The sequence below is a fragment of the Azotobacter tropicalis genome (assembly GCF_059739045.1).
This window is the reverse complement of the sequence record NZ_AP046059.1, coordinates 3,072,492-3,099,021: the sequence shown is the minus strand read 5'-3', so window position 1 is coordinate 3,099,021 and position 26,530 is coordinate 3,072,492. Positions and strand designations below refer to the sequence as shown.

At 66.4% G+C, this 26,530-nt stretch carries 22 protein-coding genes, 1 tRNA gene, 4 pseudogenes and 1 riboswitch; of the genes and pseudogenes, 21 read left to right on the top strand and 6 right to left on the bottom strand.

Translation table 11 applies throughout. The features are described 5' to 3' along the window. Positions 1 to 86: 86 nt before the first annotated feature. A riboswitch (cyclic di-GMP riboswitch) is annotated at positions 87 to 161 on the top strand. An 85-nt stretch (positions 162 to 246) separates the two neighbouring features. The 7 genes and pseudogenes from Atro_RS14635 to Atro_RS14605 all read left to right on the top strand — a co-directional run. Next, entirely contained in the window at positions 247 to 642 is a 396-nt protein-coding gene (locus Atro_RS14635; RefSeq protein ID WP_497923371.1) for a calcium-binding protein, read from the top strand. A gap of 41 nt (positions 643 to 683) precedes the next feature. Next, on the top strand, positions 684 to 1,184 hold the full coding sequence (locus Atro_RS14630; protein ID WP_497923369.1) for a hypothetical protein: 501 nt from the start codon (positions 684 to 686) through the stop codon (positions 1,182 to 1,184). Positions 1,185 to 1,463: 279 nt separating this feature from the next. Beyond that, entirely contained in the window at positions 1,464 to 3,275 is a 1,812-nt protein-coding gene (locus Atro_RS14625) for a multicopper oxidase family protein (RefSeq protein ID WP_497923367.1), read from the top strand. Beyond that, positions 3,272 to 3,523: a multicopper oxidase domain-containing protein gene (locus tag Atro_RS14620; RefSeq protein WP_497923366.1), complete on the top strand. Its 252-nt coding sequence runs from the start codon at positions 3,272 to 3,274 to the stop codon at positions 3,521 to 3,523. The genes Atro_RS14625 and Atro_RS14620 overlap by 4 nt, the downstream gene beginning before the upstream one ends. 299 nt (positions 3,524 to 3,822) lie before the next feature. Then, positions 3,823 to 5,898: a multicopper oxidase family protein gene (locus Atro_RS14615; RefSeq protein WP_497923364.1), complete on the top strand. Its 2,076-nt coding sequence runs from the start codon at positions 3,823 to 3,825 to the stop codon at positions 5,896 to 5,898. A gap of 155 nt (positions 5,899 to 6,053) precedes the next feature. Next, positions 6,054 to 6,130: transfer RNA gene (locus Atro_RS14610), tRNA-Arg, on the top strand. Between the two features lie 155 nt (positions 6,131 to 6,285). Next, positions 6,286 to 6,452 (top strand): annotated as a pseudogene (locus Atro_RS14605) (integrase arm-type DNA-binding domain-containing protein); the annotation flags it as partial. A 58-nt stretch (positions 6,453 to 6,510) separates the two neighbouring features. On the opposite strand, the gene Atro_RS14600 reads toward Atro_RS14605, so the two are convergent. Then, positions 6,511 to 8,259 (bottom strand): SulP family inorganic anion transporter, encoded by a 1,749-nt coding sequence (locus Atro_RS14600; RefSeq protein ID WP_497923362.1) that lies wholly within the window; start codon positions 8,257 to 8,259, stop codon positions 6,511 to 6,513. Between the two features lie 321 nt (positions 8,260 to 8,580). On the opposite strand from Atro_RS14600, the gene tnpA reads away from it, so the two are divergent. The 3 genes from tnpA (at position 8,581) to tnpC (ending at position 10,832) form a co-directional block, all read left to right on the top strand. Next, positions 8,581 to 8,907, top strand: a complete 327-nt coding sequence (gene tnpA, locus Atro_RS14595) for an IS66-like element accessory protein TnpA (RefSeq protein WP_497923361.1) — start codon at positions 8,581 to 8,583, stop codon at positions 8,905 to 8,907. Further along, on the top strand, positions 8,904 to 9,239 hold the full coding sequence (gene tnpB / locus Atro_RS14590; RefSeq protein WP_497923359.1) for an IS66 family insertion sequence element accessory protein TnpB: 336 nt from the start codon (positions 8,904 to 8,906) through the stop codon (positions 9,237 to 9,239). The genes tnpA and tnpB overlap by 4 nt, the downstream gene beginning before the upstream one ends. Before the next feature lie 81 nt (positions 9,240 to 9,320). Then, complete coding sequence (tnpC, locus tag Atro_RS14585; protein ID WP_497927609.1) at positions 9,321 to 10,832, top strand: IS66 family transposase; 1,512 nt, start codon at positions 9,321 to 9,323, stop codon at positions 10,830 to 10,832. Here the strand turns inward: tnpC and Atro_RS14580 are convergent. Continuing rightward, a complete protein-coding gene (locus Atro_RS14580; protein WP_497923357.1) occupies positions 10,786 to 11,256 on the bottom strand; it encodes a calcium:cation antiporter family protein in 471 nt (156 codons plus the stop codon). The genes tnpC and Atro_RS14580 overlap by 47 nt on opposite strands. Before the next feature lie 494 nt (positions 11,257 to 11,750). Then, positions 11,751 to 11,900 (bottom strand): hypothetical protein, encoded by a 150-nt coding sequence (locus Atro_RS14575; protein WP_497923355.1) that lies wholly within the window; start codon positions 11,898 to 11,900, stop codon positions 11,751 to 11,753. Between the two features lie 227 nt (positions 11,901 to 12,127). Between Atro_RS14575 and Atro_RS14570 the strand changes: the two genes are divergently transcribed. Next, positions 12,128 to 13,435, top strand: a complete 1,308-nt coding sequence (locus tag Atro_RS14570; RefSeq protein ID WP_497923353.1) for an MFS transporter — start codon at positions 12,128 to 12,130, stop codon at positions 13,433 to 13,435. 72 nt (positions 13,436 to 13,507) lie between these two features. On the opposite strand, the pseudogene Atro_RS14565 reads toward Atro_RS14570, so the two are convergent. Both Atro_RS14565 and tpiA read right to left on the bottom strand, forming a co-directional pair. Further along, positions 13,508 to 14,385, bottom strand: a pseudogene (locus tag Atro_RS14565) (oxygenase MpaB family protein). 218 nt (positions 14,386 to 14,603) lie between these two features. After that, positions 14,604 to 15,359, bottom strand: a complete 756-nt coding sequence (tpiA, locus tag Atro_RS14560; protein WP_497923351.1) for a triose-phosphate isomerase — start codon at positions 15,357 to 15,359, stop codon at positions 14,604 to 14,606. 709 nt (positions 15,360 to 16,068) lie between these two features. Here tpiA and Atro_RS14555 point away from each other — a divergent pair. Continuing rightward, positions 16,069 to 16,353 carry a hypothetical protein gene (locus Atro_RS14555; RefSeq protein WP_497923349.1) on the top strand — a complete coding sequence of 95 codons (285 nt, stop codon included), beginning with the start codon at positions 16,069 to 16,071 and terminating at the stop codon, positions 16,351 to 16,353. An 8-nt stretch (positions 16,354 to 16,361) separates the two neighbouring features. Here Atro_RS14555 and Atro_RS14550 read toward each other — a convergent pair. After that, positions 16,362 to 17,293: pseudogene (locus Atro_RS14550) on the bottom strand (MurR/RpiR family transcriptional regulator). A gap of 397 nt (positions 17,294 to 17,690) precedes the next feature. On the opposite strand from Atro_RS14550, the pseudogene Atro_RS14545 reads away from it, so the two are divergent. From Atro_RS14545 to fhuB, 9 genes and pseudogenes are all read left to right on the top strand, one after another. Then, positions 17,691 to 17,894, top strand: a pseudogene (locus tag Atro_RS14545) (methylmalonate-semialdehyde dehydrogenase (CoA acylating)); the annotation flags it as partial. A 38-nt stretch (positions 17,895 to 17,932) separates the two neighbouring features. After that, positions 17,933 to 18,775, top strand: a complete 843-nt coding sequence (locus Atro_RS14540) for a TIM barrel protein (RefSeq protein ID WP_497923347.1) — start codon at positions 17,933 to 17,935, stop codon at positions 18,773 to 18,775. Between the two features lie 552 nt (positions 18,776 to 19,327). Next, complete coding sequence (locus Atro_RS14535; RefSeq protein WP_497923345.1) at positions 19,328 to 20,131, top strand: restriction endonuclease; 804 nt, start codon at positions 19,328 to 19,330, stop codon at positions 20,129 to 20,131. Positions 20,132 to 20,221: 90 nt separating this feature from the next. Beyond that, positions 20,222 to 20,971 carry a hypothetical protein gene (locus tag Atro_RS14530; protein WP_497923343.1) on the top strand — a complete coding sequence of 250 codons (750 nt, stop codon included), beginning with the start codon at positions 20,222 to 20,224 and terminating at the stop codon, positions 20,969 to 20,971. Between the two features lie 851 nt (positions 20,972 to 21,822). After that, positions 21,823 to 22,125, top strand: coding sequence for a type II toxin-antitoxin system HigB family toxin (locus Atro_RS14525; RefSeq protein WP_497923341.1), 303 nt, complete (start codon positions 21,823 to 21,825; stop codon positions 22,123 to 22,125). Positions 22,126 to 22,130: 5 nt separating this feature from the next. Next, positions 22,131 to 22,502 carry a helix-turn-helix domain-containing protein gene (locus tag Atro_RS14520; RefSeq protein WP_131298734.1) on the top strand — a complete coding sequence of 124 codons (372 nt, stop codon included), beginning with the start codon at positions 22,131 to 22,133 and terminating at the stop codon, positions 22,500 to 22,502. 358 nt (positions 22,503 to 22,860) lie between these two features. Then, positions 22,861 to 23,628: an ATP-binding cassette domain-containing protein gene (locus Atro_RS14515; RefSeq protein ID WP_497923338.1), complete on the top strand. Its 768-nt coding sequence runs from the start codon at positions 22,861 to 22,863 to the stop codon at positions 23,626 to 23,628. After that, positions 23,628 to 24,506, top strand: a complete 879-nt coding sequence (fhuD, locus tag Atro_RS14510; protein ID WP_497923336.1) for a Fe(3+)-hydroxamate ABC transporter substrate-binding protein FhuD — start codon at positions 23,628 to 23,630, stop codon at positions 24,504 to 24,506. Before Atro_RS14515 ends, fhuD begins: the two co-directional genes overlap by 1 nt. Beyond that, on the top strand, positions 24,503 to 26,515 hold the full coding sequence (gene fhuB / locus Atro_RS14505; protein ID WP_497923334.1) for a Fe(3+)-hydroxamate ABC transporter permease FhuB: 2,013 nt from the start codon (positions 24,503 to 24,505) through the stop codon (positions 26,513 to 26,515). Before fhuD ends, fhuB begins: the two co-directional genes overlap by 4 nt. Positions 26,516 to 26,530: the final 15 nt, after the last annotated feature.

The following is a 26,530-nucleotide window of genomic DNA, read 5'->3' as shown; positions in this document are numbered from 1 at the left end:
CGCGGCCCCGTTGTCGTTTCTCCCCCTCCGGTCATGGCCGGCAGCGGCCCGGACTGGCAGGACCGCCATCCCGATGCTAGCGTTTTGCCTGCAAAAGCCAACCTCGCAGCGATGCGGGCACGGAAAGCCACGGATCTCACGCAGATGGCCGGGCTGCCAGACGTTCAACCTCATCTATACATGGAAGACCTCGGCTCGCCGGCTCGGGCGCGTGCCACGGCGGCAGGCCAGGTTGGGGGAAGTGACATGGCAGTATTCATCGGAACCGAAAACGACGACAGCCTCGCGGGCACCGACGGCAAGGACACGCTGAACGGTCTTGCGGGCGACGACAGCCTCGAAGGCGCCGGCGGCAACGACAACCTGAACGGCCAGGAGGGCGACGACACCCTCGGCGGCGGCGAGGGTAGCGACGTCCTCAACGGCCAGCAGGGCGACGACCGCCTCTACGGCGGCGACGGCGCGGACATCCTGCACGGCCAGGCAGGCGACGACCGCCTGTACGGCGACGCGGGCGACGACCACCTCACCGGTCATGAAGGCGACGACACCCTCACCGGCGGCGCGGGGGCCGACAGCTTCCACTACGGCTTCACGCTCAGCGAGGGGAAGCCTCCAGCGAATACTTCACCGACTGGCTGATCGGCCAGGGCCTGGAGGAATACGTCGGCGCCGACGGCCAGTTGCTCGACGGCACCGGCCAGGGCTTCTTCGCCTCCCACTACGAGGGCTGGCTGCTCTACCTGGTGGACAAGTACGAGCTGGCCGAAGAGGGGCAGAGCATCACCGTCGAGACCCACCAGACCACCACCGGCGTGCCCTCGGTCTGGGTCGACGGGGTGGACGTGATGGCCGGCCTGCTCAGCGAGACCGAGGACTTCACCTTCACCGCCGGCAGAACGCTCCAGACCCGCTACTACTCCGACGAGTTCAGCTACGGCAGCGGCCTCACCGCCAGCAGCGACGACGGCCACGACGTCATCACCGACTTCGGCGAGGACGACACCCTCGTCTTCGCCGGGCTGAGCGCCGAGCAGTTCGACCAGCTGTTCACCGTCAACGTGGTCGACGTCTACGGCGACGGCATCGACGACACCGTGCTGACCCTCGACGGCGACGACAGCTGGTCGGTGACCCTGGTCGGCGTCAGCGATTTCTCCAGCGACGACATCCAGTTCGGCTGATGCCGCGTCCCGGCGGCCGGCGCCGGCCGGCCGCCCCCTGCCCTTCGTCGGCTTCCCGCAAGCGGGCCGGTCTCTCCACTAGACTTCGAAAAGCCTCGCCAAGCCGCGCCGGGACGGGCATTCCAGGCAGTAGCGGGCACTCCGTGCAATCACCACCTTGCGATACCGGACTTCATCGAGGCAGGAAGCCGCCGTTGGGCGCCTGCCGGCCGGCGGGCCTGTCCGCCGGGCCGGATGTGCGCCTGCGGCGTACGACAAAAACACCAGGGACCATCGCACATGACTTGCATCAGTCCGGGGCGCCTGCTCGCCCTTGTCTCGACTCTCGCCCTCGCCAGCCAGAACGCCTCCGCCGCCCCGCCGATCCCGGACTCGCGCATCGTCCGCGAACCGCCGGCCGCCGTGCTGCGCGGCGCGCCCCCGGCGCCGGGAACGCCGGGGCCGCGCCTTTCCGCCGAACGCCTGCGGACCTCCGGGGCCCAGCCCGAGGTCTTCTACGACCTGACGGTCCGCTACGTCGACGGCAAGATCTACAACCCCGAAACCGGGCAGAACGACGCCGTGCGCCTGCGCGCCTACGCGGGCGAAGCGGCCGATTCGCAGGCCCCCACCCCCTATGTCGCCCCCAAGGTGGAACTCTGGCCGGGCGAGACCTTCCGCCTGACCCTGCACAACGAGCTGCCGGACAACGACCCGAGCTGCCCCCAAGGCGAGCATGACCACAACGTGCCGCACTGCTTCAACAACACCAACATCCACACCCACGGCCTGTGGGTGAGCCCGGCCGGCAACTCCGACAACGTGCACCTGAAGATCCCCCCGCAGACCAGCTTCCAGTACGAATTCAACGTGCCGGCCGACCATCCGGCCGGCACCTTCTGGTATCACTCGCACCTGCACGGCACCACCGCGCTGCAGGTCTCCTCGGGCATGGCCGGCCCGCTGATCATCCACGGCGACCGCCTGCCGCAGGCCAAGAATGACGGCAGCCTGGTCCCCGGCGATCTCGACACCCTGCTGGTCGAGCCGAGCGGCCGCGCCTTCCGCGAACGCACCCTGCTCTTCCAGCAGATCGCCTACGCCTGCCGCGAGCAGGACGGCACCATCAAGAAGGACGCCGACGGCAAGTGGCTCTGCGCCGCGGACGACGTCGGCGCGCTCGAGCGCTACGACCAGTTCGGCATCGTCCCACTCGGCGACGGTACCCTCACCACCCTGTGGAACACTTCCGGACGGCGCACCGCGATCAACGGCCTGGTCGAGCCCTACGTGGTCGATGCCAAGGCCGGCAACGTCGAGCGCTGGCGGCTGATCCACGCCGGGGTGCGCGACTCCATCCGCCTGAGCTTCCGCAAGCTCGACCCGCTCCAGGCCTCCAGCGCGCCCGGCAAGGGCTGGCTGGCGCGCCAGCGCTTCATCGAGAAGGCCTGCACCGGCGCGCCCCTGGCGCAATTCGCCGTCGCCGGCGACGGCCTGACCCGCGCGGCCGTCTCCCAGCGCGACGCGACGGTGCTCCAGCCGGGCTACCGCGAAGACCTGCTGATGGTGTTCCCCGAGGCCGGCACCTACTGCATCATCGACGAAACCCTCCGCCCCGAGCAGAGCGTCAACCACGAAAGCTACCCGCGCGAGCTGCTCGGCTACGTCGAGGTGAAAGGCATGGCGGCCGGCCAGAATCCCGAGAACCTCCTGCGCCAGGCGCTGGAAACCGCGGCCAAGGCGCGCATGCCGCGCGGCAAGGTGCGCGATCAGGTGCTGGCGGATCTGGCCGACGGCCTCAAGCTGGGCGCCTTCGTGCCGCACACCGACATCGCCGACCAGGAGGTGACCGGCAACCGCACCCTCGGCTTCCAGATCGTGCTGGCGCCCGGCCAGGCCCCCAGCTTCGAGGTCGGCAAGATCGACTTCAGCAGCGGCGAGCCCGAACCCTTCGAGAGCGCCCCCTACGACCAAGAAGCGGTGCAGCGCCAGCTCACCCTGGGCGCCGTCGAGGAGTGGAAGCTGACCTCCTTCTCCTTCGGCCATCCCTTCCACATCCACGTGAACCCCTTCCAGATCGTTTCCGTGAAGGACCCGAGGGCAAGGAGGTGAGCGGCGCGCCGGACCCGGACGCCAGCGGCATCCCCAGCCAGTACGCCAACATGCGGGGCACCTGGCGCGACACCCTGTTCGTCCAGGACGACCACCTGATCACCATCCGCTCGCGCTACCGGCGCTACACCGGCGACTTCGTGCTGCACTGCCACATCCTCGACCACGAGGATCAGGGCATGATGCAGAACGTGCGCATCTCCCAGACGGGCAGCGGAGAAGACGAGCACTCGGGACACCAGCACTGAACCGCGGCGGGGCCGCAATGGCCCCGCTTCTGCCCCGCTGTTCGCCATTCGCCCACAATCGGTGTGCCGCGGAAAGCGGCCCCGGGCAATCCCACACATTCGCAATGGGCATCGCGCAAGGCTTCCCCTACAATCCAGCCGCCTCGCGAAACCGCTCTGGGACGAGCGTTCCGGTTGTAAGTCCCCTCCTCCGCACCGGAAATCGGGAAAGCGGCCGGTTTCGTCGAGCGGGAAGCCGCCCACGGCACGCGCCGCGGCGGCACGACGACGAAGAAGCAATTCAAGGATCAACGAAACCCATGACCACCCTCCACCGGGGCCGCCTGTTCGCCCTGTCCTCCAGCCTCACCCTCGGGGTCGCCGCCCAGCTCGCCCCCGCCCAGCCCGCCGCGGCCGACGTGCCTGCCGCGCGCATCGTCCGCGAACCGCCGGCCGCCGTGCTGCGCGGCGCGCCCGCCGCAGCCGGCAAGAGCGGACCGAGCCTGATGACCGCCGCGCCGCTCAAGGCCCGCCCGCAGACCTCCAACGTCGGCACGGAAGTCTTCTACGACCTGCACATCGACAAGGTCCAGAGCACCCTCTACAACCCGGACACCGGGCAGGACGATGCCGTGAAGCTGCGCGCCTACACGGGCGAGGCAGTCGATCCGCAGATTCCCTACATCGGCCCCAAGGTGGAGCTCTGGCCGGGCGAAACCTTCCGCCTGACCCTGCATAACGACCTGGACGCGAACGATCCGAGCTGCGTCGCGAACGGGGAACACAACGGGCCGCATTGCTTCAACAGCACCAACATGCATACCCACGGCCTGTGGGTGAGCCCGAGCGGCAACTCCGACAACGTGCTGCTGAAGATCGCCCCGCAGACCAGCTTCCAGTACGAATACAACATCCCGGCCGACCACCCGGCCGGCACCTTCTGGTATCACCCGCATCTGCACGGCTCCACCGCGCTGCAGGTGGCCTCGGGCATGGCCGGCCCGCTGATCATCCGCGGCGACCGCCTGCCGCAGGTGCGCGACGACGGCAGCCTGGTCTCCGGCGACCTCGACACCCTGCTGGCCGCGCCCAACGGCGAGGCCTTCCGCGAGCGCCTCCTGGTCTTCCAGCAGATCGCCTATGCCTGCCGCGACCAGGCCGGCAACATCAAGAAGGACGCCGACGGCAAGTGGGTCTGCGACAAGGGCGACGTCGGCGGCATCGAGAGCTACGAGGGCCAGTTCGGCATCACCCCGACCGGCGGCACCGCATGGAACGCTTCCGGCCGGCGCACCGCGATCAACGGCCTGGTCGAGCCCTACGTGGTCGGCGCCAAGGCCGGCAGCGTCGAGCGCTGGCGCTTCATCCACGCCGGGGTGCGCGACTCCATCCGCCTGAGCTTCCGCAAGCTCGACGCAGCCCAGGCCGCGGCCAAACCGGGCAAGGGCCAGAAGGCCCGCGAGCAGTTCATCCAGCAGGCCTGCACCGGCGCGCCCCTGGCGCAGTTCGCCGTCGCCAGCGACGGCCTGACCCGCGGCGCGGTCTCCCGGCGCGACGCCACGGTATTCCAGCCCGGCTACCGCGAAGACCTGCTGATGGTCTTCCCCGAGCCCGGCACCTACTGCATCGTCGACGAGACCCTGCGTCCGGAACAGAGCGTCAACAACGAGAGCTACCCGCGCGAGCTGCTCGGCTACGTGACCGTAGACGGCCCGGCCGCCGCCAAGGCGCCCGAGGCGGTCCTCGCCCAGGCGCTGGAAAGCGCCGCCAAGGCGCGCATGCCGCAGGGCGCCGTGCGCGACAAGGTGCTGGCCGACCTGGCCGACGGCCTCAAGCTGAGCGCCTTCGCCCCGCACGCCGACATCGCCGCCAGCGAGGTGACCGGCCAGCGCAGCCTCGGCTTCCAGATCGTGTTGCCGCCGGGCCAGGCGCCGCTGTTCGAGGTGGGCGAGATCGGCACCGGCGAGGGTGGCAAGCCCGTGCCGGTCAACAGCTCGCCCTACGAGCCGGGCCGCCTCGACCGCCTGCTGGAACTGGGCGCCGTCGACGAGTGGAAGCTGACCGCCTTCGCCTTCGGCCATCCCTTCCACATCCACGTGAACCCCTTCCAGATCGTCTCGGTGAAGGACCCCGAGGGCAACGAGGTGAGCGGCGCGCCGGTGCCGGACGCCAGCGGCATCCCCAGCCAGTACGCCAACCTGCAGGGCACCTGGCGCGACACCCTGTTCCTCCAGCAGGGCTACACCGCCACCGTGCGCTCGCGCTATCGCCGCTACATCGGCGACTTCGTGCTGCACTGCCACATCCTCGACCACGAGGACGAAGGCATGATGCAGAACGTGCGCATCGCCCTGCCGGGCACCGAGAACTCCGGCATGCCGATGGCCCACCACTGAAAAAGACCGGGCGGCGCCACTGCGCCGCCCGGTTCGCTGCCTTGGCGTCGCGCGTTGCTGGTTGTGCAAGCGCGGCGCTAATGCTTAAATATGGCCTCTTTGCTCCAGGGGCACCGGTCGCCCGACCGAATCCCGCCCCGGAACATCCCCGTAACGCGCTCGTAGCTCAGCTGGATAGAGTACTGCCCTCCGAAGGCAGGGGTCGTGGGTTCGAATCCCGCCGAGCGCGCCAAATACCTGTTTCTAGCTGTCTCCAACAGTCTACAAACACCCCCGAAAGCCCGCCCCCTGCGGGCTTTCTCGTATCTAGCCGTCTCTCGCTATCTCCCTAGAACCTCCTGCCGTGTATGCCCCCTTGCATGCTTCCGAAAAGCTAGAACCGGAGGCATACACGCGATTAAGCGCCGCCCGCTGGCGGATACCACCCTGGCCAGCCTGGCGCCGGAAGGCAGCACATACAGGCAGCGGGATGGCCAGGGCTGTACTTCAGGATGAAGCCGAACGGCAGCAAGTCATGGGAGCTGCGCTACAAGAAACCGGATGGCAAATGGTCGCTCTCTACCGCCCCAACCGGCCGCTTCCGGGATGGTTAAGTTGGATGCGATTTCGCGCTCAAGGTGACCAATCCACACCGTGGTCCTCGAGATAGGCATCTACGGCAGCGCCAACGGTGGGCTGGAAGATGTTCGGACCGAGCTTCTCCATCAGTTCGAATTGCTTGAGCTTATCCTTGACCGGGTCCTTCATTTCGGCGAAATGGAGTTCGATGCCGCGCTCGTGCAGCTTCCCGCCCAGTTCGTCGAGCATGTCGGCAGAAGTGACATCCACGCTGGTCACCGGCTCGGCCGCCACCACCACCCGGCGTACCGGCGTGGGCGATTCCTCGATGGCTTGCAGGATACGCTGCTGGAACAGCTCGGCGTTGGCGAAGAACAGCGGGGCATCCCAACGGAACAGCACCAACCCGGGCACGCGCCTGGCATCCGGATAGCGTTGCACGTCGTGGTAGCCGCGCACCCCGTTGGCGCGGCCGAGGACGGCATAGTGCGGGCGCCAGCCATCCCAGAGGAATTCGATGATCGAGATCGCCACCGCCAGGCCGATGCCTGGGATGGCGCCATATACCGCGACGCCGACGAAGCAGGTGAACGACAGCCAGAACTCCCATTGCTGCATGCGGAAGATCCGCTTCAGATCGGCGATCTCGAACAGGCCGATGGCTGCCGCGATGACGACGGCGGCCAGCGCACTGTTGGGCAGGTAGCGCAGCAGATTGGGCGCCGTCAGCAGCAGCGCGGCGACCGCCAGCGCACCGATCACGCCGGTCAGTTGGGTCTTCGAGCCTGCCGCTTCGGCCACTGGCGTGCGCGAGGAACTGCTGCTGATCGGAATACCCTGGAAGAAACCTGCGGCCAGGTTGGCGATGCCCAGTCCGACCATTTCCTGATTCGGATCCACCTTGCTGCGGGTGCGGGCGGCGTAGGTGCGTGACAGCACGCTGGTGTCGGTGAAGGACACCAGGGCGACGGCGAAACCGCCGAGCAACACCTCGATCCAGTCGACGCCGCTGAGCCAGGGTACGGCGAACGCTGGCAAGCCCTGAGGGAGTTCGCCCAAAACCTTCACTCCGACCTTGTGCAGGTCGAAGAAATTGATCGCCAGCGTCGCCAGGATCACTGCGACAAGGATTCCGGGCAGGCGCTTGAAAGGCTTGAGCAGCAGGATCAGCGCCAGGCAGCCGCCGCCGACCGCAAAGCTGTACCAGTTGGCCTCGCCGGCGAGGATCGCCTGCCCGAGTTGCAGGATATCCCGCAGCGGTCCGCGACTGTCGATGCGGATGCCGAACAGCTTCGGCAGCTGGCTGATGAGCACGGCCAAGGCGATACCGTTCATGTAGCCATAGCGGATCGGCTTGGACAGGAGTTCGGTAACGAACCCCAGGCGCAGCAGGCCGGCGAGGATGCACACCACGCCGGACACCACCGCCATCATGCTGGCCAGGACGATCGCCTTGCTTGGATCGCCTCCGGATGTCACCAGGATTACCGCAAGAATTGGCGCCGCCAGAGCCGAGTCCGGCCCGAGCACGAGGATCCGGCTGGGGCCGAACAGCGCGTAGGCCAGCAGCGGTACGACGGTGGCATACAAACCGTAGATACCCGGCACGCCAGAGGCTTCGGCATAGGCAATTCCGACCGGCACCAGCATGGTGGTCAGCACCAGCCCGGCGGCAACGTCGTTCGGCAGCCAGGCGAGACGGTACTGCCTGAGCACCTGCAAGCCCGGCAGCCAGCGCAGCCACCCCTCTGCGGCGGTGACGAATGGGGTAGTACTGCCAGGCGGTGGGTTGTCGGACTGCATGGATAAGCTCTCCTTGTGCGGAGCAACGCCTCTGCTCAGGTGGCCACTCCCAGTACCAGGAGTGCCTTTCCCATCGGCCACGGGACCTGCTTGGGCGTGTCATCGTCTCGGCTCTCGCTGACGAACTCCCTTTTGTGGGTAATCAGCGAATACAGGAGGGACAAGGCATAGACGATCAGCAACACCACGGAAATCGATACGCTCAGATAGTGCGTAGTGGTAAGCGTCCGGCCAAGTCATCTGGTTTGAGCCCGCCAGGCTAAGAGATGGTGTCCACCTATTTATCGTGGACACCATCTCCAGGCTTTCAAGCGGGAAATCATGCAGCGTCGTTCCTATTCCACGGCCTTCAAGGCTCAAATCGTGCAGGAGTGTGGCCAGCCCGGCGCCTCCGTCGCCAGCGTGGCGCTGAGCCATGGCATCAACAGCAACGTTGTCCATAAATGGATACGCACGGCTCGCAGCCAGGCGGTTGAAACCCTGCCGGCGTTCATCCCGCTTGCGCTTGAATCGCCGGCGCGAGCGGAGTGCTCATCCAGCGCGGACATCCGTATCGAAATTCCTCATCGCCGTACGACCTTGACCGTTCACTGGCCTGCGGGCGATGCGCAGGGCTGTGCCCGGTTCGTGCGCGAGATCCTGCAATGATCCGTATCGATGCCATCTGGCTCGCCACCGAACCGCTGGATATGCGGGCCGGAACGGAAACGGCGCTGGCCAGGGTGGTGGAGGTCTTCGGTGCGGCGAAGCCACACAACGCCTACCTGTTCGCCAACAAGCGGGCCAACCGCATGAAAGTACTGGTTCACGATGGTTTCGGTGTCTGGCTGGCCTCGCGCCAGCTGAACCGAGGTCGCTTCGTCTGGCCGGGCAGCTGGCAGGGTGCCCAGTTTGAACTGAGCGCCGAGCAGCTTCAGGCACTGGTGGTCGGGCTGCCTTGGCAGCGGGTCGGATCGGGGGCCGAAATCCGCCTTTTATAGTTGGCCGTCAGGTGCCCCATGCCGCGCAATTGACCGAACGGTCTATCGTCGATGGCGATCAAGGCAGGCACACTCGGCGCCATGACTTCTGCTTGCTTCGACCATCTGACTCCCGAGCAACTGCGCGAACTGGCGGCGCAGTTGACGCAGCAGGTCCATTACTACAAAACCCGCGGCGAGCAGCTGGCTCACGAAATTGCCGTCCTCAAGCGGCATCGGTTTGCCCGGCGCAGCGAGCAGCTCAAGGCTGCCCAGCTCAGCCTGCTGGACGATCTGCTCGATACCGATATCGCGGCCATCGAAGCCGAGCTCGAGGAACTGGCTCCAGCTCCCGCCGCTACCGAGCCACGCCGGCAGCCCAAGCGCACGGCCTTGCCGCCGCAGTTCCCCCGCACGCTGATCCATCACGAGCCGGACACCACGCAGTGCTCCTGCGGCTGCCAGCTCAAACGCATCGGTGAAGATGTCAGCGAAAAGCTCGACTACACCCCGGGCGTCTTCACGGTGGAGCAACATATCCGCGGCAAATGGGTCTGCGAACGATGCGAAACGCTGATCCAGGCGCCGGTTCCGGCCCAGGTGATCGACAAGGGCATCCCGACTGCCGGGCTGCTGGCCCAGGTCATGGTGGCCAAGTTCGCCGACCATCTGCCCCTGTACCGGCAGGAAAAGATCTTCGGCCGGGCCGGTTTCGCCCTCCCGCGCTCGACCCTGGCGCAGTGGGTCGGCCGTTGCGGCGTGCAACTGCAACCACTGGTCGATGCGCTGCGGGACATAGTCCTGGAGCAGAACGTCGTCCATGCCGACGAGAGCCCGGTGCAGATGCTCGCGCCGGGCATGAAGAAGACCCAGCGCGCCTACGTCTGGGCCTACGTTCCCAGCCCGTTCGCCGGGCTGCGTGCGACGGTCTACGACTTCAGCCCCAGCCGTGCCGGCGAGCATGCCCGCACCTTCCTGGGCGACTGGAAAGGCAAGCTGGTCTGCGACGACTTCGCCGGTTACAAGGCCTGCTTCGAGCGGGGCGTGACCGAGATCGGCTGCCTGGCCCATGCCCGGCGCAAGTTCTACGACCTGCATGTCGCCAACCAGAGTCAACTGGCCGAGCAGGCTCTGCGTTACATCGGTCAGCTGTACGACATCGAGCGCGAGGTGCGCGACCTGCCGCCCGACGAGCGATGGCGAATACGCCAGGAAAAAGCCAAGCCCATCGCCGATGCCCTGCACGGCTGGATGCTCACCCAGCGCCGGTTGGTGCATGAAGGCACGGCCATCGCCAAGGCACTCGACTACTGCCTCAAGCGCTGGACGGCCCTCGTGCGCTATCTCGATGACGGGATGGTGGCGATAGATAACAACTGGTGCGAAAACCAGATACGCCCGTGGGCCATCGGCCGCGCAAATTGGCTGTTCGCCGGCTCACTGCGCAGCGGCAAGCGTGCGGCCGCCCTGATGACGCTGATTCAATCGGCACGCCTGAACGGGCATGATCCGTATGCCTATCTGAAAGATGTGCTGACCCGGCTGCCGACGCAGAAGGCCAGCGAGATCACCCAGCTGCTGCCACACAACTGGAAACCTTCCTGCAAGGTGTGATGCCCGGCCGCTTACAGTGCGCCCCTTGAGGAATCTTGGTGGTGGCGGAGGCCTTGTAGGCTGCCGGCAAGAGCAGGGCAATGGCGGCGAGGGTCAGCAGAGGGGCTTGAGAGCAGGCTCCCGTGGCATTGAAGTGCTGCTCGGGATAACGCATGTCCCCACAGAGCATGGCCCCGCCGAGGACCAGGAGAATGTCGCCGATTATCGAGCCGGCGAAGGATGCCTTGACCATGTCATGCAGTCCTGCCCGCAGCGCCACGATGCCAATGATCAGCTCAGTGGCATTGCCGAAGGTGGCGTTGAGCAACCCGGCCAGCGGCAGGATGGCCAGTGCTGCGCAGGCAAAGATCAGCAAGTAGCGATCCGGGACGAGGTACTCCAGAGCGAGAGTGACCGCGACGAAAAGCAGAAGCCAGTTCAGCATGCAGGGCAGCTCCCTGGTAGTGCACAGAAACTCGCTTTCCCGTTGCAATGGATTCGCAGGCAGCGGGGAAAGTGTAGTTTCTCAGTCCACCGGTAGCCGGGGCGAAGAAAAAGCCCAGGTGGCAACCGCCACTATGGCCCCCTCTCAGGGGCACCCTATGCGGGTAATTCGAGCCCCGTTCTAACTGGATGCCGATCAGAACGCAGCCAAAACCAGGCTGGCAACCGGCAGCCTGTATTCCCGTCCGTATGCCAGCCAAAATCGATCCATATAAAGTTCTTTGGCTTCAGCAAGTTACCGAACATGTCAGACGCTCGCCGACGTCTGCCGGCCGATGCGTCCGGCGTTCGGCCCTCCCGCCTGCCCGTCGAAAGCGACCGGAATGAAAAGGGCGGATGCCGGTTCTATCCGGCATCCGCCCCCTGGCCATCGCCTGTCCGTCCGCTGCCCGGCTCCGGCAGCGTCGGGGAAGCTGCGTCCGGCGCAGCTTCCGCTCAACGGGCCCGGTTCGCGATGCCCTGCAGGTCATTGGTCATATTCGTCGCCGAACCGGACGATGGACGCATCCAGCGTCCCAGGCACAGGCCGGCCACGAACAGGGTGAAGCAGGCGAACACGATGGTGAGAACGATAGAGATCAGCATGGATTGCCCTCCTTGGCGGGCGTGATGACGGGATCGAATCTAGCAACCGATTTCGCTTGTCAATATTGACCCAGCTCATGGTTGTGCGACATTTCGACTCGGTTTATGGCCGCTGATCGCCCAAGGTCCGCCCCCGGACGCTTGGAAAGCGTTCTAGACGGTGTCACCCTGCTGTAACAAACTGTGTCCCCGCCCTTCTCCTCACCCCCTTGCCTGCGAGTAACGACGTGTCCGACGCGCTTTCCTCCGAGGCCGGCTCCAGCATCTACCGCTATCCCGGCTTCCTGCCCTTTTTGATCGGCCGCCTGGCGGCCGTCTGTGCCCTGCAGATCCAGGCCGTGGTGGTGGCCTGGCAGGTCTACGACGCGACCCGCGACCCGCTGTCGCTGGCCTGGGTCGGCCTGGCCCAGTTCATCCCCATGCTGCTGCTCTTGCTGCCGGCCGGCGACCTGATCGACCGCTTCGACCGCAAGCGCATCCTCGCCGTCAGCTGGGCGGTGGAGGCGCTGTGCGGCGCCCTGCTGCTCTGGCTGTCGCTCGGCGACACGCTGAACACCACGGCGATCTATGCCGTGCTGGCGCTGTTCGGCTGCGCGCGGGCCTTCACCGGGCCGACCCTGCAGAGCCTGCTGCCGCAGGTCGTGCCGCGCGAGCGGCTGGCCGCGGCGATCGCCGCCAACAGCATGATCATGCGCGGCGCCACCATCGCCGGTCCGCTGTTCGGCGGCGCACTCTACGCCCTCGGCGGCGGCCCGCTGAGCTACGCGCTGTGCATGGCCGGCTTCCTGCTCGGACTGGGACTGCTGCGCTGGGTGCCGGTGCGCTTCGCCGAGCCGCCGAAGACCCTCGAGGCCAGCGCCTGGGAGCGCTTCACCGCCGGCATCGTCTTCATCCGCTCGCGGCCGATCGTCCTCGGCACCATCTCCCTGGACCTGTTCGCCGTGCTGCTCGGCGGCGTGGTGGCACTGCTGCCGATCTACGCCCAGGAAGTCCTGCAGGTCGGCCCGCAAGGACTCGGAGCACTGCGCAGCGCCATGGCCATCGGCGAGGTGCTGGTCGGCTTCTACCTGAGCGTGCGGCCGTTCGACCGCCATGTCGGCCTGACCATGTTCGCCGCGGTCGCGCTGTTCGGCGTCGCCAACCTGGTGTTCGCCCTGTCCAGCCTGTTCTGGCTGTCCTTCCTGGCCCTGCTGGTGGCCGGCGGCGCGGACATGGTCAGCATGTACATCCGCTCCTCGCTGATCCAGTTCTCCACCCCGGACGCCATGCGCGGCCGGGTCAACGCGGTGAACATGCTGTTCATCGGCTCCTCCAACGAGCTGGGCGAGTTCCGCGCCGGCAGCAGCGCCGCCTGGTTCGGCACGGTGCCGGCGGCGGTGCTGGGCGCGCTGTGCACGCTGACGGTGACGGGCGGCTGGATGTGGGGCTTCAAGTCGCTGCGCCGGGTCGACCGCTTCGAGGACGCCTCGCCCGGCGCCCTCCCCGAAGCCGCGCCCGCAGTCGCCCCGGCGCCAGAGAAAGCCGAGGCGCTGTAGCCGCCGGCCGGGCCGCTCACGAGAGCATGAGCGCCCGGCTTCCGCTCCCGGCCTTCCGGCGACCGCGCCCGCTCAACGCCGGGGCGGCACCAGGCCGAGCCGCTGGTGGGCCCGGTAATAGGAGTTGTCGCGAACGGCCCAGCGGATCAGCGGCGCGCTGCCTGTTATGAACGCCCGGCCCATCAGCCGCCGGGCCATCCCGGCAGGCGGATAGAAGTCCCGGACGAAATCCGGCAGCAGATCGATCGCGGCGTTCATCGCCTGCACGGCGAACAGCCAGGCGGCCGGATTGCTCGTGGGCACACGCCTCAGGATGCCGAAGACCTCGAGCGTCCTGGCGTCGCAGCGCAGTTCCGCACGCATCGACTCGAGATAGGCCTCGGCCTCCCGCACCGAGGCCGGCACGTCCCGTGCGCCCAGGGCGATCGCCACCCGCGCGGTTTCCCGGTAGTAGCGGTCCTGGCAGGCGGGGGACAAGCCCCCGTTCAGATACCGCAGGTGCGCGGCCAGGAAGCTTCTGACCTCGGCCACGTGCACCCAGGTCAGCAGCCGGGGATCGCTGGCGGCATAGGCCCGGCCGTCCGCGGCGACGCCGCTGACCCGGGCATGCAGCGCGCGCACGCGCTGGATGAGGCGCTCGGCCTCGTCCGTGCCGGCGAAGGTGGTGCCGGCGATGAACTGCCCGGTGCGCCGCAGCCGGCCGAGCATGTCCTGGCGGAAATTCGAGTGTTCCCAGACGCCGGCCAGGGCGAGCGGATGCAGCATCTGCAACAGCAGCGCGGACATGCCGCCGACCATCATCGAGGGGAAGTCCCCGTGGATGCGCCAGCACACGGCGTCCGGCCCGAACAGGCCGGGATCGCCCGGGGCTGTGCGTAATCCACGCCGCCGATGGCCAGCCCGGTATGGCTGATCACTTCCTTTTCGATGTGCCGCCGAAACCGGTTCAACAGCGTGGTCATGGACAGCTTCCCCCAGCGAGCAAGCGGATGGTCGTGGCGCCGCGCGGGCGCATCGGCCCCCTTGGAAAAACGTAGAAGACCCGCGCCCCTACGCCGGGCCGCACGGCGATGCCGGCGACGCACGGAGCGGCGGGTAGCTCGGACAGAGAGGAGGGGCGTCCCTCCCCGGCCGGGAGAGGGAGCGGCCCGCGCGGCGGACGGAGCCGTCAGCGCTGGGCGGCCTGACAGATCGCCAGGAAGGAGGCCGCCTCCAGCGAGGCGCCGCCGATCAGTCCGCCGTCGATGTCCGGCTGGGCGAACAGCGCGGCGGCATTGTCGGGCTTGACGCTGCCGCCGTAGAGCAGCAGCGTGGCCTCGGCACAGGCGCGGTCGGACTCGCCGAGCAGCGCGCGGATATGCCGGTGCACGGCCTGGGCCTGCTCCGGCGTGGCGGTTTCGCCGGTGCCGATGGCCCACACCGGCTCGTAGGCGACGACGCCGGCGGCGATCCCGGCGCTGCCGACCCGCTGCAGCACCGCCTGCACCTGGGCGGCGATGACCGCCTCGGTGCTGCCGTCGCGGCGCTGCGCCAGGGTCTCGCCGACGCACAGCACCGGCACCAGGCCGGTGCGCAGCGCCGCCTCGAACTTCTCGGCGACCGCCTCGTCGCTCTCGCCGAACAGGCTGCGCCGCTCGGAGTGGCCGACCAGCACGAAGCGGCAACCCAGCTCCCTGAGCATGCCGCCGGCGACCTCGCCGGTGAAGGCGCCGGTGTCGGCGCTGTGCAGGTTCTGCGCGCCCAGCGCCACGCCGGAGCCTTCCAGCAGGGCGGCGACCTGCGCCAGGTACGGGAAGGGCGGGCAGACCGCCACGTCGACGCCCTTCAGGGCCGCCAGCGGCGGCAGCAGTTCCTCGACCAGGCGCCGGTTGGCGGCCAGGCTGCCGTTCATCTTCCAGTTGCCGATGACCATTTTTCCACGCATGGCTCGTCTCCTCAGTCCAGCGGCCGGGGGTGGTTGCCGATCCGCCCGGGACGCTGCGGCGTGCCGGTCTTGCTGTTTCTATTCATGGTTCCGGGTGTCCTGTGCTGGGCTCGGCGCCGCGGCCGGCTGGCCGGCGGGCGCGAGCGGTTCTGTGATTCTGCGTATTCGGCGCGAAGATCGAAAGCGCGGCGGCCGGTCCCGCGCGTTCCCTTCGACGGTGCGAGGCGGCTGTCCGTTCGCTGGCGCCGCCATTCTTGTCCGATGGTCGTCAAGGAAGCGGCAGACCCAGGGGCGGGAGCCTGACGGGGAATGATAGCCATGAGGACGCCTGCGTTGTTCTTGTCGGCCGCGGGGGCCGGGATTTTGCGGGAAACGCTCATGGAAAATGAATTCCATGATAACCAAAAAATAAAATTCCGATTTTCAAACGGCCGGCCCCGGCCGCCCGCCGGACCACGCCGAAAACACCGGTTTTCGCTCTCGAAGCACAGGGACTGGCCCGCGGGCGGCCCCCTGGCGGTTGGCGGATCAGGCACGCCACAACAAATTGTGAAAATTTCGTGATGAATGTGAAAATTTCGTCAGATATGCTGTGTCGCCGGCGACTTGCCATACAAATCTCCGGCAAGCCGGACAGCACGAAATAATTCTGTTTGAAAGAGGCCCCATCCTTGAGGGGCGACAGGCCTCAATCGAGGTGGAGCAGAACATGGACACTGAAAACGACTTGGCCGCCCTGCTGGCCCAGTGCCAGGAAACGCGCATCATCAAAGGGGCGACCGCGGAACTCGCGGCAGAGGTGTATCGGCGCTACCGGCTCGCCAATCTGGCCGACCAGCTCGAGGAAACCTTCGGCCCGGCGTTTCTCGGCCGCGAGCAACTCCTCGTGTGGCTGGCCGGGCAGATCGAACGGATCGGCGCCCGCGGCGTCACCGATTGCGACTGCGCCACGGGCCTGATCGGCGAGGCCTACCGCAAAACCTTCCTCGGCTGACGCACGCGCTAGTCGGCGGCGGCGTCGAAGCCCTCATCTTCCGTGCCGCCCGGCTCGCTGATCTCCTCGACCTTGAGTTCCAGCCGGTAGGCCACGGCGATGAACAGCGCCTGGCACAGGCTCAGGGTGGCGCTGAGCGAGCGGAAGGCGAAGGTGCTGCCCTCGTTCACCAGCAGCAGGGCGCTGGCGTGCTTGGCCAGCGGGGCGACCTGGCTGTCGGTGACGATCAGCGTGCGGGCCTTGTGGTGCTGGGCGATGCGCACGCACTGCTGGGTTTCCTTGCCGTAGGGGCTGAAGCTGACGGCGACCACCAGGTCGCCCCGCGTACGCTGCGCATCTGCTCGCGGTAGCCGCCGCCCAGGCCGCTGACCAGATGGACGCGCTTGTTGGTGTGCTGCAGGCTGTAGACCAAGTAGTGGGCCACGGCGAACGAGCGGCGCACGCCGACCACGTAGACGTTGTCGGCCTCGGCCAAGAGGTCCACGGCCCTGTCGAACTCGGCTTCGTCGAGTTCCTGGGCCAGCCGGTCGAGGCCCGAGCGGGTGGCGTTGATGCACTCGCGCGCCAGCTCGCCGCTGGAGGCCTTGTGCGAGCGGTTGGCGATCATCCGGCGGATGCGCTGCTGGTAGTTCTGGATCGGCGTGGCCTTGTCGGTGTAGGCCTCGCGGAACAGCGCCTGCATCTCGCTGAAGCCCTTGAAGCCGAAGCGCTGGGAAAAGCGCACGATGGCCGAGGGATGCACCTCGCACTGCCGGGCGATATCGCTGACCCGGTCGACCATCACCCGGTCGCCCTGCTGGCTCATGTAGTTGGCGATGCGCTTGAGCTGCCGCGGCAGGCTCTCGTATTCCGCCGTGATCAGCTGCTGCAGACGCTCCACGCTGGCCGGCACCTCCTGCAGCGCCTCGCCGGCGGCGTCGGGCAATTCGGAACTGGACATGCGGTCTCTACCTCTTGTTGTGATTCGTGTGGCCTGCCTGGCGACAGCATACCGGCGCAACCCGCGGAGCGCCTTCCGACTGAAAGCCTGCCCTTTCAAGGTCTTCGGCTGAACGCCAATCGGCTGCTTGCCAGCAAGGCCATGGGGGCAGATGTATCTGCGATCATTGGAAAAACCTGAAGCATCGCGCATACATTCGCTCCGAAGCGCTACCGACCTCACTTCCCGGACCATGCCCAAGGGGAAAGGGCAAGCCCTTGAAAAGGGCGGCGCCAGGAGCCACATGATCGTGCTGCCCGACGCCAACCTCGAACAGGCCGCCGACGCGCTGATCGAGAAGCTGCTGCCGCGCATCGACCGCCGGCGCATCCGCAACGGCGTGAACCCGGAGGCCGGCATGGGCATGGTCGGCATCGACGTGCCGATCCCGGTGCCCATGGCCTGGCATCCCTTCGGCGGCTGGAAACGTTCGCGGTTCGGCGATCACCACGCCTATGGGGAGGAAGGCATCCGCCTCCACACCCGTTACAAAAGCGTCATGCAGTGCTGGCCGGACAGCATCGCCAAGGGTCCGGAGTTCAGCATGCCGACCGCGAAGTAACCCAACCCATTGCGTGTAGCCTTACGGAGAATAACAAGATGACCCCGTCCCTCCCCTTCGCCCTCAACCGCATCGTCGCCCCGTCCCTGCCGCTGGCCGAGTTCCTCGATCTGGCACGCGCCCTGAAGGCCGGCAGCATCGAGCTGCGCAACGACCTCACCGGCAACGAGATCGAGGACGGCACGTCGCCCGAACGGGTCCGCGAACTGTGCCGGGCCAAGGGCATCCGCGTGCTGAGCATCAACGCGCTCTACCCCTTCGACGTGTGGAACAACGAGCGCCGCGCGCAGGCGCTCAAGCTCGCCGCCTATGCCCGCGCCTGCGGCGCCGAGGGGCTGGTGCTCTGCCCGCTGAACGACCCGGCCGACCCGCGCGGCCGCGCCGAACGGGTCCGGGGACTGCGTACCGCGCTGACTGCGCTGGCGCCGATCCTGCGCGAGCACGGCCTGCTCGGCTTCGTCGAGCCGCAGGGCTTCGAGAGCAGCGCGCTGCGCCGCAAGCACGATGCCGTGGAGGCGATCAAGGGCATCGGCGGGCTGGACGTGTTCCGCCTGGTCCACGACACCTTCCACCACCACCTGGCCGGCGAGCAGGAGTTCTTCCCCGAGCTGACCGGCATCGTGCACATCTCCGGGGTCGAGGACCGCCAAGTCGCGCTGGCCGAGATCCGCGACGGCCACCGCGTGCTGGTCGGCGAAGCCGACCTCCTCGGCAACGCCGAACAGATCCGCCGCCTGCTGGAGCTGGGCTACCGCGGCCCGTTCTCCTTCGAGCCCTTCGCCGAGAGCGTGCACGCCCTGGCCGAGATCCGCCCGGCGCTGCAGGAGAGCATGCGCCACCTGCAGGCGAGCGTCGCGATACCCGAAGGCTGCGCCGCGTAACGGGAAAGCGCCCATCCGGCTGGAAAACTGCGCAGCATGTTCCACCTGTGGCAACGGTGGATAAGGCTGCGCCGTTATCCACCCTACCGCCGCGACGTAGCCGAACACAGCCGGACCCCACGCTAAAACGGCGGGCTTCGCCCACCCTACGAAGCTCCGGATGAGTGCTTAAAACCGTGTCCACGAGTGCTGGGCAAGATCATTTTCCGGCGGTCTACAGGCTCGACACGGCAAACGGCATCGCTCGCTGCGCCCTGCTCCCTGGCAGGCCAAGGACACTCCCCCCTCCACCGCCGAACGGCTGCGCTGGCCGCCCTGCTGCCGCTTGCCGTGCTGGCCAGCTACACGCAGTGCCTGCCGATGCCATCACGGCCGAGGTATGGAGATACTGGCGCGGGAAACATTGGTGTATAACTTCCCGAAACGGTCATCACGACCGCGAAACCCGCGATCTAGACAGGGAGAGCGAGCATGACCAGGAATGTTATCCACCACGCCCGTTCGGGTAGTTATACACCAGTTGGTGTCTAATAGTAGTTGGGCGTCTTGAGTATGACCTCACCGATCTGGCAGTACGGCAGCCACACACAATCCGCTCCTCTGCTCACGTCCGTATTTCGCAGCAGCGTTTGTCCCTGTTGCGCAAGAGGCCAGAGCCTTGCCGTTTCTGACCGCAATGATGAATCAGACGGTCGGCGCTATTCCGAATACATCAAAGTGATGTGTTGTGACCTGTGCGGTTGGTGGTTTGTGTCCAAAGATACTTGGGATAGTTCCTGCGGCTCAGTACCTGATCGCGCGCTTCGTAGCCTTACCGCAACTGGAGCCGCACTCAGAACCTTTTCCTCAGGGCCAGATGATGAACAGCTAGTCATCCTAGAAAGCGAGATCCAAGCCCATTTGCTTGGCAACGGCCCCTCAGCAGCATGGGCTGCTCTCGAAGACGTAACTAAGGGTGTCTTTCGGGAATTCGGCTACCAAGCGCGTGTGACAGCCAGATCCAAGGATGGGGGCATTGACGTCATCGTTGACCATGCCGAGTTTGGCGACGTCTATGCACAAGTCAAACACACAAAAAACAAAGTTGGTGTGCGAGTGCTTCGGGAGCTTGTTGGAACTATGGCAATCAACGGCGCCACAAACTCACTGCTTGTTACGTCATCTGGCTTTACGCGCGGAGTCACCAAGGAACAAGCTCTGGCTGCGCAGAAGGGATTCATTGTGGAGCTTGTAGACGGTAGCCGCCTACTGGCCTCGCTCAACCTCACCTATCGGCGCACTCCTCCCACGATATCTGAAGTAATGGATGTCGCAAGACCGAATGTTCAACTCATCTGGGACGAAGTGGACCTATGACCGTCAGACGCCCAACCCATCATTCCACCGGACCTGCGCGAAAAGCCGCGCAGGCCGGTGAATTCAGACGTTAGAGCAACATAGAAAATCATGTCCAGTTTTGAAGATTTTTTGATGGATAATGTGTATCCATACACAAGGTCGATTATTCATGAGGATGATCGTGGAAGGCCAGAGTTTATCGGAAGTGGATTTTGTTTGGACACATCAGTTGGGGTTCATTTGATAACCGCATCCCATGTCATGGACCATCACTTCTACGGTGGTAAGAATTTGTTCTTTGAGTACGGCGGGCGGCTGATACGAATAATTGGAAATGAAATATGCAAGGATGTTAGCAGTCAAAGAGAGCGTGAGTCGGATAGGTTCGATATATCAACAATTGAGCTTGATAGTAGTATACAGCCCCACCTTGGTGGGGTTGGAATTGTAAAGCCAGATATAGTTTGCTTGCGAGGCTGTCAAGATGCTGGGGATGACTTTGTTTGCATGGGAATTCCAGTGAGTGTGGGAAAAAAAGGCGTAAGCTGGAATGATAAAGTAATTGACCCAGTGCCGTATGGGTTTGTGGCAAAAGAGGTTGGCGAAGATGTCTATAATAATTTGCGTCTTTCAAGGAACTCCCACTTGGTGTTGAATTTCAATGCCAAGCGAGCATATACGCCCGAGAATAAAGTAATCACGCCTCCTGCGCTCAATGGGTTAAGTGGTACACCTGTGTGGCAGCTAAGTATTGTTGATGGCAAGGTTATATCAAGAATAGTGGCCATTTTGATTGAGTATCACAGAAGGCACAAGGCGGTAGTTTGCACTAGGATTACAGAGCTGATTGGCCTGTAGCTTGGTCAGCTCTAACAAACGGTTCAAGGCCGTTCGCTTCGCTCACTCGGGACGCCCGCATACTGCGGTCGCCCCTTAACCTAAACGTTGAGGCTGTAGGAAAACCTCAAGGTTCGATTAAGGACCTTGCTGCACGCGAAATCTGGAGGACTTGAGCATGATGAATGCGCTGGATTCCAAGAGAGATGCTGATTTTTGGCTAAAAAATAGACAGAATTCCGGCTGTCAAAAATGCCGCTCAGTTTTTCTACAGCCTCGTTAGGTTGCTGGCACTATGTTCCTGACACACCGCTCCATTGAAGAGGAAGACATTCCAATTATCTGCAGCTTTCCACAAAGCGAGAAGGAGCTATTTTTTCTGTTCCCGAAAGCGTCATTCCCGTTAACTCCATTGCAATTGCGAGAGGCTATTTTGCAGCGCTCAGACGGTACAGTCGTGGAATCACGTGGAGAAGTTGTCGCATTCGCCAACTTTTACCGCTGGGGCACTGATGGATGCTCCATTGGAATGTTTGATGGCTCCCACGCTCCGGCGTGGGAAGCCCAGGGCCGGGCGCTCCTGCGCCCCAGAGGCGCCGAGCCGAAGTGTCCCCTGCAACGTGCCCACGCAGGAGCGCTCGCCGTTATACACAAGTCCCGTCACCCTCTCGGTTTTCCCGAGGAAGTACAAGGATGTCATCCGCGAGCAGGGCTGAGAAAGTGATGCCCATTTCGAGCTGAGCGTTGCCGAGGAAACACTGCGGCTGCCGAAGGCGTCGCTTGCCTCGAAAGGTGTATCCGTCTGACCCGCCGGGCAAGAACGGCCACCCGTCGGCATTACCCAAGTCCCAGATTGGGACTAACATGGCCCCATGAGAATTATCGCCATCAGCCACCTGAAAGCTTTCTGGGATGAATACCCGGATGCCGAACAGCCGCTTCTTGCCTGGATCGATGAAGCCAGGAAAGCCGACTGGTCGAGCCCGGCCGAAATCAAGGCTCAGTTTCGCAATGCGAGCATTCTCAAAAGCCGAGGGGTTGTCTTCAACATCAAAGGCAATAGCTACCGACTGGTTGTTGCTGTTGCCTACCGCTTCGGCGCCATTTACATCAAGTTTGTCGGCACCCATGCGCAATATGACGCCATTGATGCCGAGACCATAGAGATGGAGTGACCGCCATGGACATTCGTCCGATTCGCACCGATCAAGACTATCGCGCAGCGCTCAAGGAAGTGTCGGCCTTGTTCGATCATGAGCCGGAGCCCGGCACGCCGGAAGGCGATCGTTTCGACGTCATGGTCACGCTGATCGAGGCCTACGAGTCGAAGCACTTCCCCGTGGACCTGCCGAACCCGATTGACGCCATCAAGTTTCGCATGGAGCAATCCGGCCTGACGGCGAAGGACCTGGAGCCGGCCATCGGGCGGACCAATCGCGTGTATGAAGTCCTGAATGGCAAGCGCGCACTCACTCTGCCGATGGTCTGGCGGCTGCACAGCATGTTCGGCATTCCAGCGGAAAGTCTGATCAAGCCGGCCTCTCGGGCCTGAATCCCAACCCTTTCAACACGGTTACTGGATTGAAGCGGACACGGCCCCTGCGTACAACGGTGCCATCCGCTCCAGCCCCGCCACCCTAATCCCACCAGTACTCGACCTGCATGCCGAAGTTCGCGCCGTTGCGGCGCTGCCGAAAACGCCGGTATCGGAGAGTGCCGAGCCGGCGCCCTTGTTCGTCTGGCAAGGCAGAACCTTGTCTGGAATTTATTTTCAAAAACATGCATGCAAATGCCTATCGGCCTCGGTCTAGACAGGTTCCGGCCGATCAAACAATTGATAAGCATTATCATCTGAATTAAAGTCCGGTCCTCCCGCAGCGCCGCTGCGCCATCACCAGGGACCGGAATCGATGTTCGAGCTGGACGACGTCAGCTTCAAACTGCCCGGCCGTCACCTGCTGCAGCAGGTCAGCCTGCAGATTCCCCACGGCCAGATGGTCGGCCTGATCGGCCACAACGGCTCGGGCAAGTCCACCCTGATCAAGCTGCTGGCCCGCCAGCTCGTCCCGGCCGGCGGTCGGCTGCGGCTCGACGGCAAGCCGCTGGCCGAATGGTCCGAGCGCGCCTTCGCCCGCCACGTCGCCTACCTGCCGCAGCAGCTGCCGGCGGCGGAAAGCCTGACCGTGCGCGAGCTGGTCGGCTTCGGCCGCTATCCCTGGCACGGCCTGCTCGGGCGCTTCACGGCCGACGACCGGGTCCACGTCGACCGCGCCCTGGAGCTGACCGGCACCGCCGGCTTCGCCGAACGGCTGGCCGACCAGCTCTCCGGCGGCGAGCGCCAGCGCGTCTGGCTGGCCATGCTGCTGGCGCAGAACAGCCGCTACCTGCTGCTCGACGAGCCGACCTCGGCGCTCGACCTGGCCCATCAGGTGGAAGTCCTCGCCCTGGTCCGCGACCTCAGCCGCCACCTCGGGCTCGGCGTGGTGGTGGTGCTCCACGACATCAACATGGCCGCCCGCTACTGCGACCGGCTGGTCGCCCTGCACGGCGGGCGCCTGCTGTTCAGCGGCACGCCGACCGCGCTGATGAATCCGGCCACCCTGGAGGCGATCTACGGCATCCCGATGCGCGTGCTGCAGCATCCCGAGGCCGGCCGGCCGATCGCCGTGGTGCACTGATGCGCACCCTGTTCGCCGCGCTGCTGCTGGCGCTCGCCACGCCCCTGGCGGCCGCGCCGCCGCAACGCATCGCCACGGTCGACTGGGGACTCGCCGAAACCCTGCTCGGCCTCGGCGTGACCCCGGTCGGCGTGGCCCAGCTCGACGGCTACCGGCGCTGGGTCGGCGAGCCGGCGCTGCCGGCCGAGGTGGTCGACCTCGGCCTGCGCGTCGAGCCGAACCTGGAACTGCTCGCCGAGCTCAAGCCCGAGCTGATCCTGATCAGCCCGCAGTTCGAGAACGCCCGCGCCCGCCTGGAGCGCATCGCCCCGGTCAGGACTCTGGCCCTCTTCACCCCGGACGGCGAGGCCTACGGCGGCGCCCAGCGGGTGGTCCGCGAGCTGGCCGGGCTGCTCGGCCGCGAGGCCGCCGGCGAGGCGCTGATCGCCCGCGTCGACGCCCGCCTGGCGGCGGTCCGCGCGCGGCTGGCCGAGCGTCCGCAGCCGCCGCTCTACGTGGTCAGCTTCCTCGATGCGCGGCACGTCCGCCTGTTCGGCGCGCAAAGCCTCTACCAGGGGGTGCTCGACCGGCTCGGTCTGCAGAACGCCTGGCGCGGGCACACCAACTACTGGGGCTTCGCCCAGGTCGGCATCGAGCGGCTGGCCGAACGCCCGGAAGCGGCGCTGCTCTACCTCGAACCGCTGCCGCCGGACGCCGCGCGCGGCCTGGCCGCCAGCCCGCTCTGGCAGCGCCTGCCGCTGGTCCGCGCCGGGCGCGCGCACGCCCTACCGCCGGTGTGGAGCTTCAACGGCCTGCTCGCTGCCGAACGCTTCGCCGGGCTGCTCGAAGCGCAGCTGACCGCCACCCCGTCCCCGGACTCCGCCAGGCCCCAGCCATGACCGACCTGCCCAGCGCCGCCCCGCCGGCGACCGCCGCCCGCCCCGTCCGCACGCCTTCGCCGCTGCCGCTGTGCCTCGCCCTGCTGCTCGCCGCCGCCGCGCTGGCCGGCGCCGACCTCGCCGCGCGCCTGCCGGCGGCGCAGTGGCTGCCGGCGCTGTTCGCCCCGGCGGCGGACGACATGCGCCAGCTGCTCCTGCACTTCAGCTGGCTGCCGCGCCTGTGCATGGCCGCGCTGTGCGGCGCCGCGCTGGCCCTGGCCGGGACCCTGATGCAGCAGGTGCTGCGCAATCCGCTGGCCTCGCCGGGCACCCTCGGCGTGTCCAGCGGCGCCCAGCTGGCGTTGGCGCTGGCCACCCTGTGGGCGCCGGAGCTGCTGGTCGACGGCCGCGAATGGGTGGCCCTGGCCGGCGGCGGCCTGGCCACCCTGCTGGTGTTCGCCCTCGCCTGGCGGCGCGGCCTGGCGCCCTTGACGGTGGTCCTCGCCGGGCTGGTGGTCGGCCTCTACCTCGGCGCCCTGGCCAAGGGCCTGATGCTGTCCCGCGAGCAGGATCTCGGCGCGGTGTTCATCTGGGGCTCCGGCTCGCTCAGCCAGAACGGCTGGCAGGGCGTGACCTTCCTGCTGCCGCGCCTGGCCGTGGCGCTGCTCCTGCTGCTGCCGCTGCTGCGCCCGCTCGCCCTGCTGGAGCTGGACGACAGCGGCGCGCGCAGCCTCGGCGTGCCGCTCGGCCTGCTGCGCTTCATGGGCCTGGCCCTGGCGGTGTACGTCAGCGCCTGCGTGATCGCCAGCGTCGGGGTGATCGGCTTCATCGGCCTGGCCGCCCCGGCCATCGCCCGCCTGCTCGGCGCCCGGCGCTTCGGCCAGCGGCTGCTCTGGGCGCCGCTGCTCGGCGCGGCGCTGCTGCTGCTCACCGACCTGGCGATCCAGCGCCTGGCCGGGCCGCTCGCCGAGCTGCTGCCGACCGGCGCGGCCACCGCCCTGCTCGGCGCGCCCCTGCTGCTCTGGCTGCTGCCGCGCCTGCAGCTCTCCGGCGGACGCCCGCAGGCCGTCGCCGGCACCGCGGCCTGGCGCCATCCGCGGCCACGGCGGCGGCTCGCCCTGCTCGCTGGCCTGCTGCTGCTCGGCGTGCCGCTCGCCCTCGGCGTCGGCCAGGGCCTGCACGGCTGGGACTGGCAACTCGACGGCACGCTGCTCGACTGGCGCCTGCCGCGGGTGGTGGTCGCCCTCGCCGCGGGCGTCCTGCTGGCGCTGGCCGGCACCCTGGTGCAACGGCTCACCGCCAACCCGATGGCCAGCCCCGAGGTGCTCGGCCTCGGCGCCGGCGCGGCGCTCGGTCTGGTGGCACTGCTGTTTCTGCTGCCCGGCGCCGGCCTGGCGCTGAAGCTGCCGCTCGGCGCCGGCGGCGCCCTGGCGGTGCTGCTCTTGATCGTGGCGATGAGCTACAGAAGCGGCTTCGCCCCCGAGCGGGTGCTGCTGATCGGTATCGCCCTGAGCGCCTTCTTCGACGCGCTGCAGGTGCTCCTGCTGGCCGGCGGCGATCCGCGCGGGCAGAGCCTGCTCGGCTGGATGTCCGGCTCCACCTACTTCGTCGACGCACCGACCGCCTGGGCGCTGCTCGCCGGCGCCCTGCTGCTGCTCGCCGCGACCCTGCCCTGCGCGCGCTGGCTGGAGCTGCTGCCGCTCGGCGAGGGCAGCGCGCGCGCCCTCGGCGTGCCGCTGGGACGCAGCCGCCTGTGCCTGCTGCTGCTGGCGGCGCTGATGACCGCCGGGGCGACCCTGGTGGTCGGCCCGCTGAGCTTCGTCGGCCTGCTCGCCCCGCACCTGGCACGCCTGCTCGGCCTGACCCGGGCGGTGCCGCAACTGCTCGGCGCCAGCCTGCTCGGCGCACTGACCCTGCTCTTGGCCGACTGGCTGGGGCGCAACCTGCTGTTCCCCCTGCAGCTGCCGGCCGGCCTGCTCGCCTCGCTGGTCGGCGGGGCCTACTTCATGTTCTGCCTGGGGCGGCGCTGAAGCGGCCGGAGCGGT

What these genes read in the sequence shown, in the direction of transcription:
- Atro_RS14635 (WP_497923371.1), top strand. Translation starts at nt 247, where the DNA reads ATGGCAGTATTCATCGGAACCGAAAACGACGACAGCCTCGCGGGCACC.
- Atro_RS14625 (WP_497923367.1), top strand. Translation starts at nt 1,464, where the DNA reads ATGACTTGCATCAGTCCGGGGCGCCTGCTCGCCCTTGTCTCGACTCTC.
- Atro_RS14615 (WP_497923364.1), top strand. Translation starts at nt 3,823, where the DNA reads ATGACCACCCTCCACCGGGGCCGCCTGTTCGCCCTGTCCTCCAGCCTC.
- Atro_RS14600 (WP_497923362.1), bottom strand. Translation starts at nt 8,259, where the DNA reads ATGCAGTCCGACAACCCACCGCCTGGCAGTACTACCCCATTCGTCACC.
- tnpA (WP_497923361.1), top strand. Translation starts at nt 8,581, where the DNA reads ATGCAGCGTCGTTCCTATTCCACGGCCTTCAAGGCTCAAATCGTGCAG.
- tnpB (WP_497923359.1), top strand. Translation starts at nt 8,904, where the DNA reads ATGATCCGTATCGATGCCATCTGGCTCGCCACCGAACCGCTGGATATG.
- tnpC (WP_497927609.1), top strand. Translation starts at nt 9,321, where the DNA reads ATGACTTCTGCTTGCTTCGACCATCTGACTCCCGAGCAACTGCGCGAA.
- Atro_RS14580 (WP_497923357.1), bottom strand. Translation starts at nt 11,256, where the DNA reads ATGCTGAACTGGCTTCTGCTTTTCGTCGCGGTCACTCTCGCTCTGGAG.
- Atro_RS14575 (WP_497923355.1), bottom strand. Translation starts at nt 11,900, where the DNA reads ATGCTGATCTCTATCGTTCTCACCATCGTGTTCGCCTGCTTCACCCTG.
- tpiA (WP_497923351.1), bottom strand. Translation starts at nt 15,359, where the DNA reads ATGCGTGGAAAAATGGTCATCGGCAACTGGAAGATGAACGGCAGCCTG.
- Atro_RS14555 (WP_497923349.1), top strand. Translation starts at nt 16,069, where the DNA reads ATGGACACTGAAAACGACTTGGCCGCCCTGCTGGCCCAGTGCCAGGAA.
- Atro_RS14540 (WP_497923347.1), top strand. Translation starts at nt 17,933, where the DNA reads ATGACCCCGTCCCTCCCCTTCGCCCTCAACCGCATCGTCGCCCCGTCC.
- Atro_RS14535 (WP_497923345.1), top strand. Translation starts at nt 19,328, where the DNA reads ATGACCTCACCGATCTGGCAGTACGGCAGCCACACACAATCCGCTCCT.
- Atro_RS14530 (WP_497923343.1), top strand. Translation starts at nt 20,222, where the DNA reads ATGTCCAGTTTTGAAGATTTTTTGATGGATAATGTGTATCCATACACA.
- Atro_RS14525 (WP_497923341.1), top strand. Translation starts at nt 21,823, where the DNA reads ATGAGAATTATCGCCATCAGCCACCTGAAAGCTTTCTGGGATGAATAC.
- Atro_RS14520 (WP_131298734.1), top strand. Translation starts at nt 22,131, where the DNA reads ATGGACATTCGTCCGATTCGCACCGATCAAGACTATCGCGCAGCGCTC.
- Atro_RS14515 (WP_497923338.1), top strand. Translation starts at nt 22,861, where the DNA reads ATGTTCGAGCTGGACGACGTCAGCTTCAAACTGCCCGGCCGTCACCTG.
- fhuD (WP_497923336.1), top strand. Translation starts at nt 23,628, where the DNA reads ATGCGCACCCTGTTCGCCGCGCTGCTGCTGGCGCTCGCCACGCCCCTG.
- fhuB (WP_497923334.1), top strand. Translation starts at nt 24,503, where the DNA reads ATGACCGACCTGCCCAGCGCCGCCCCGCCGGCGACCGCCGCCCGCCCC.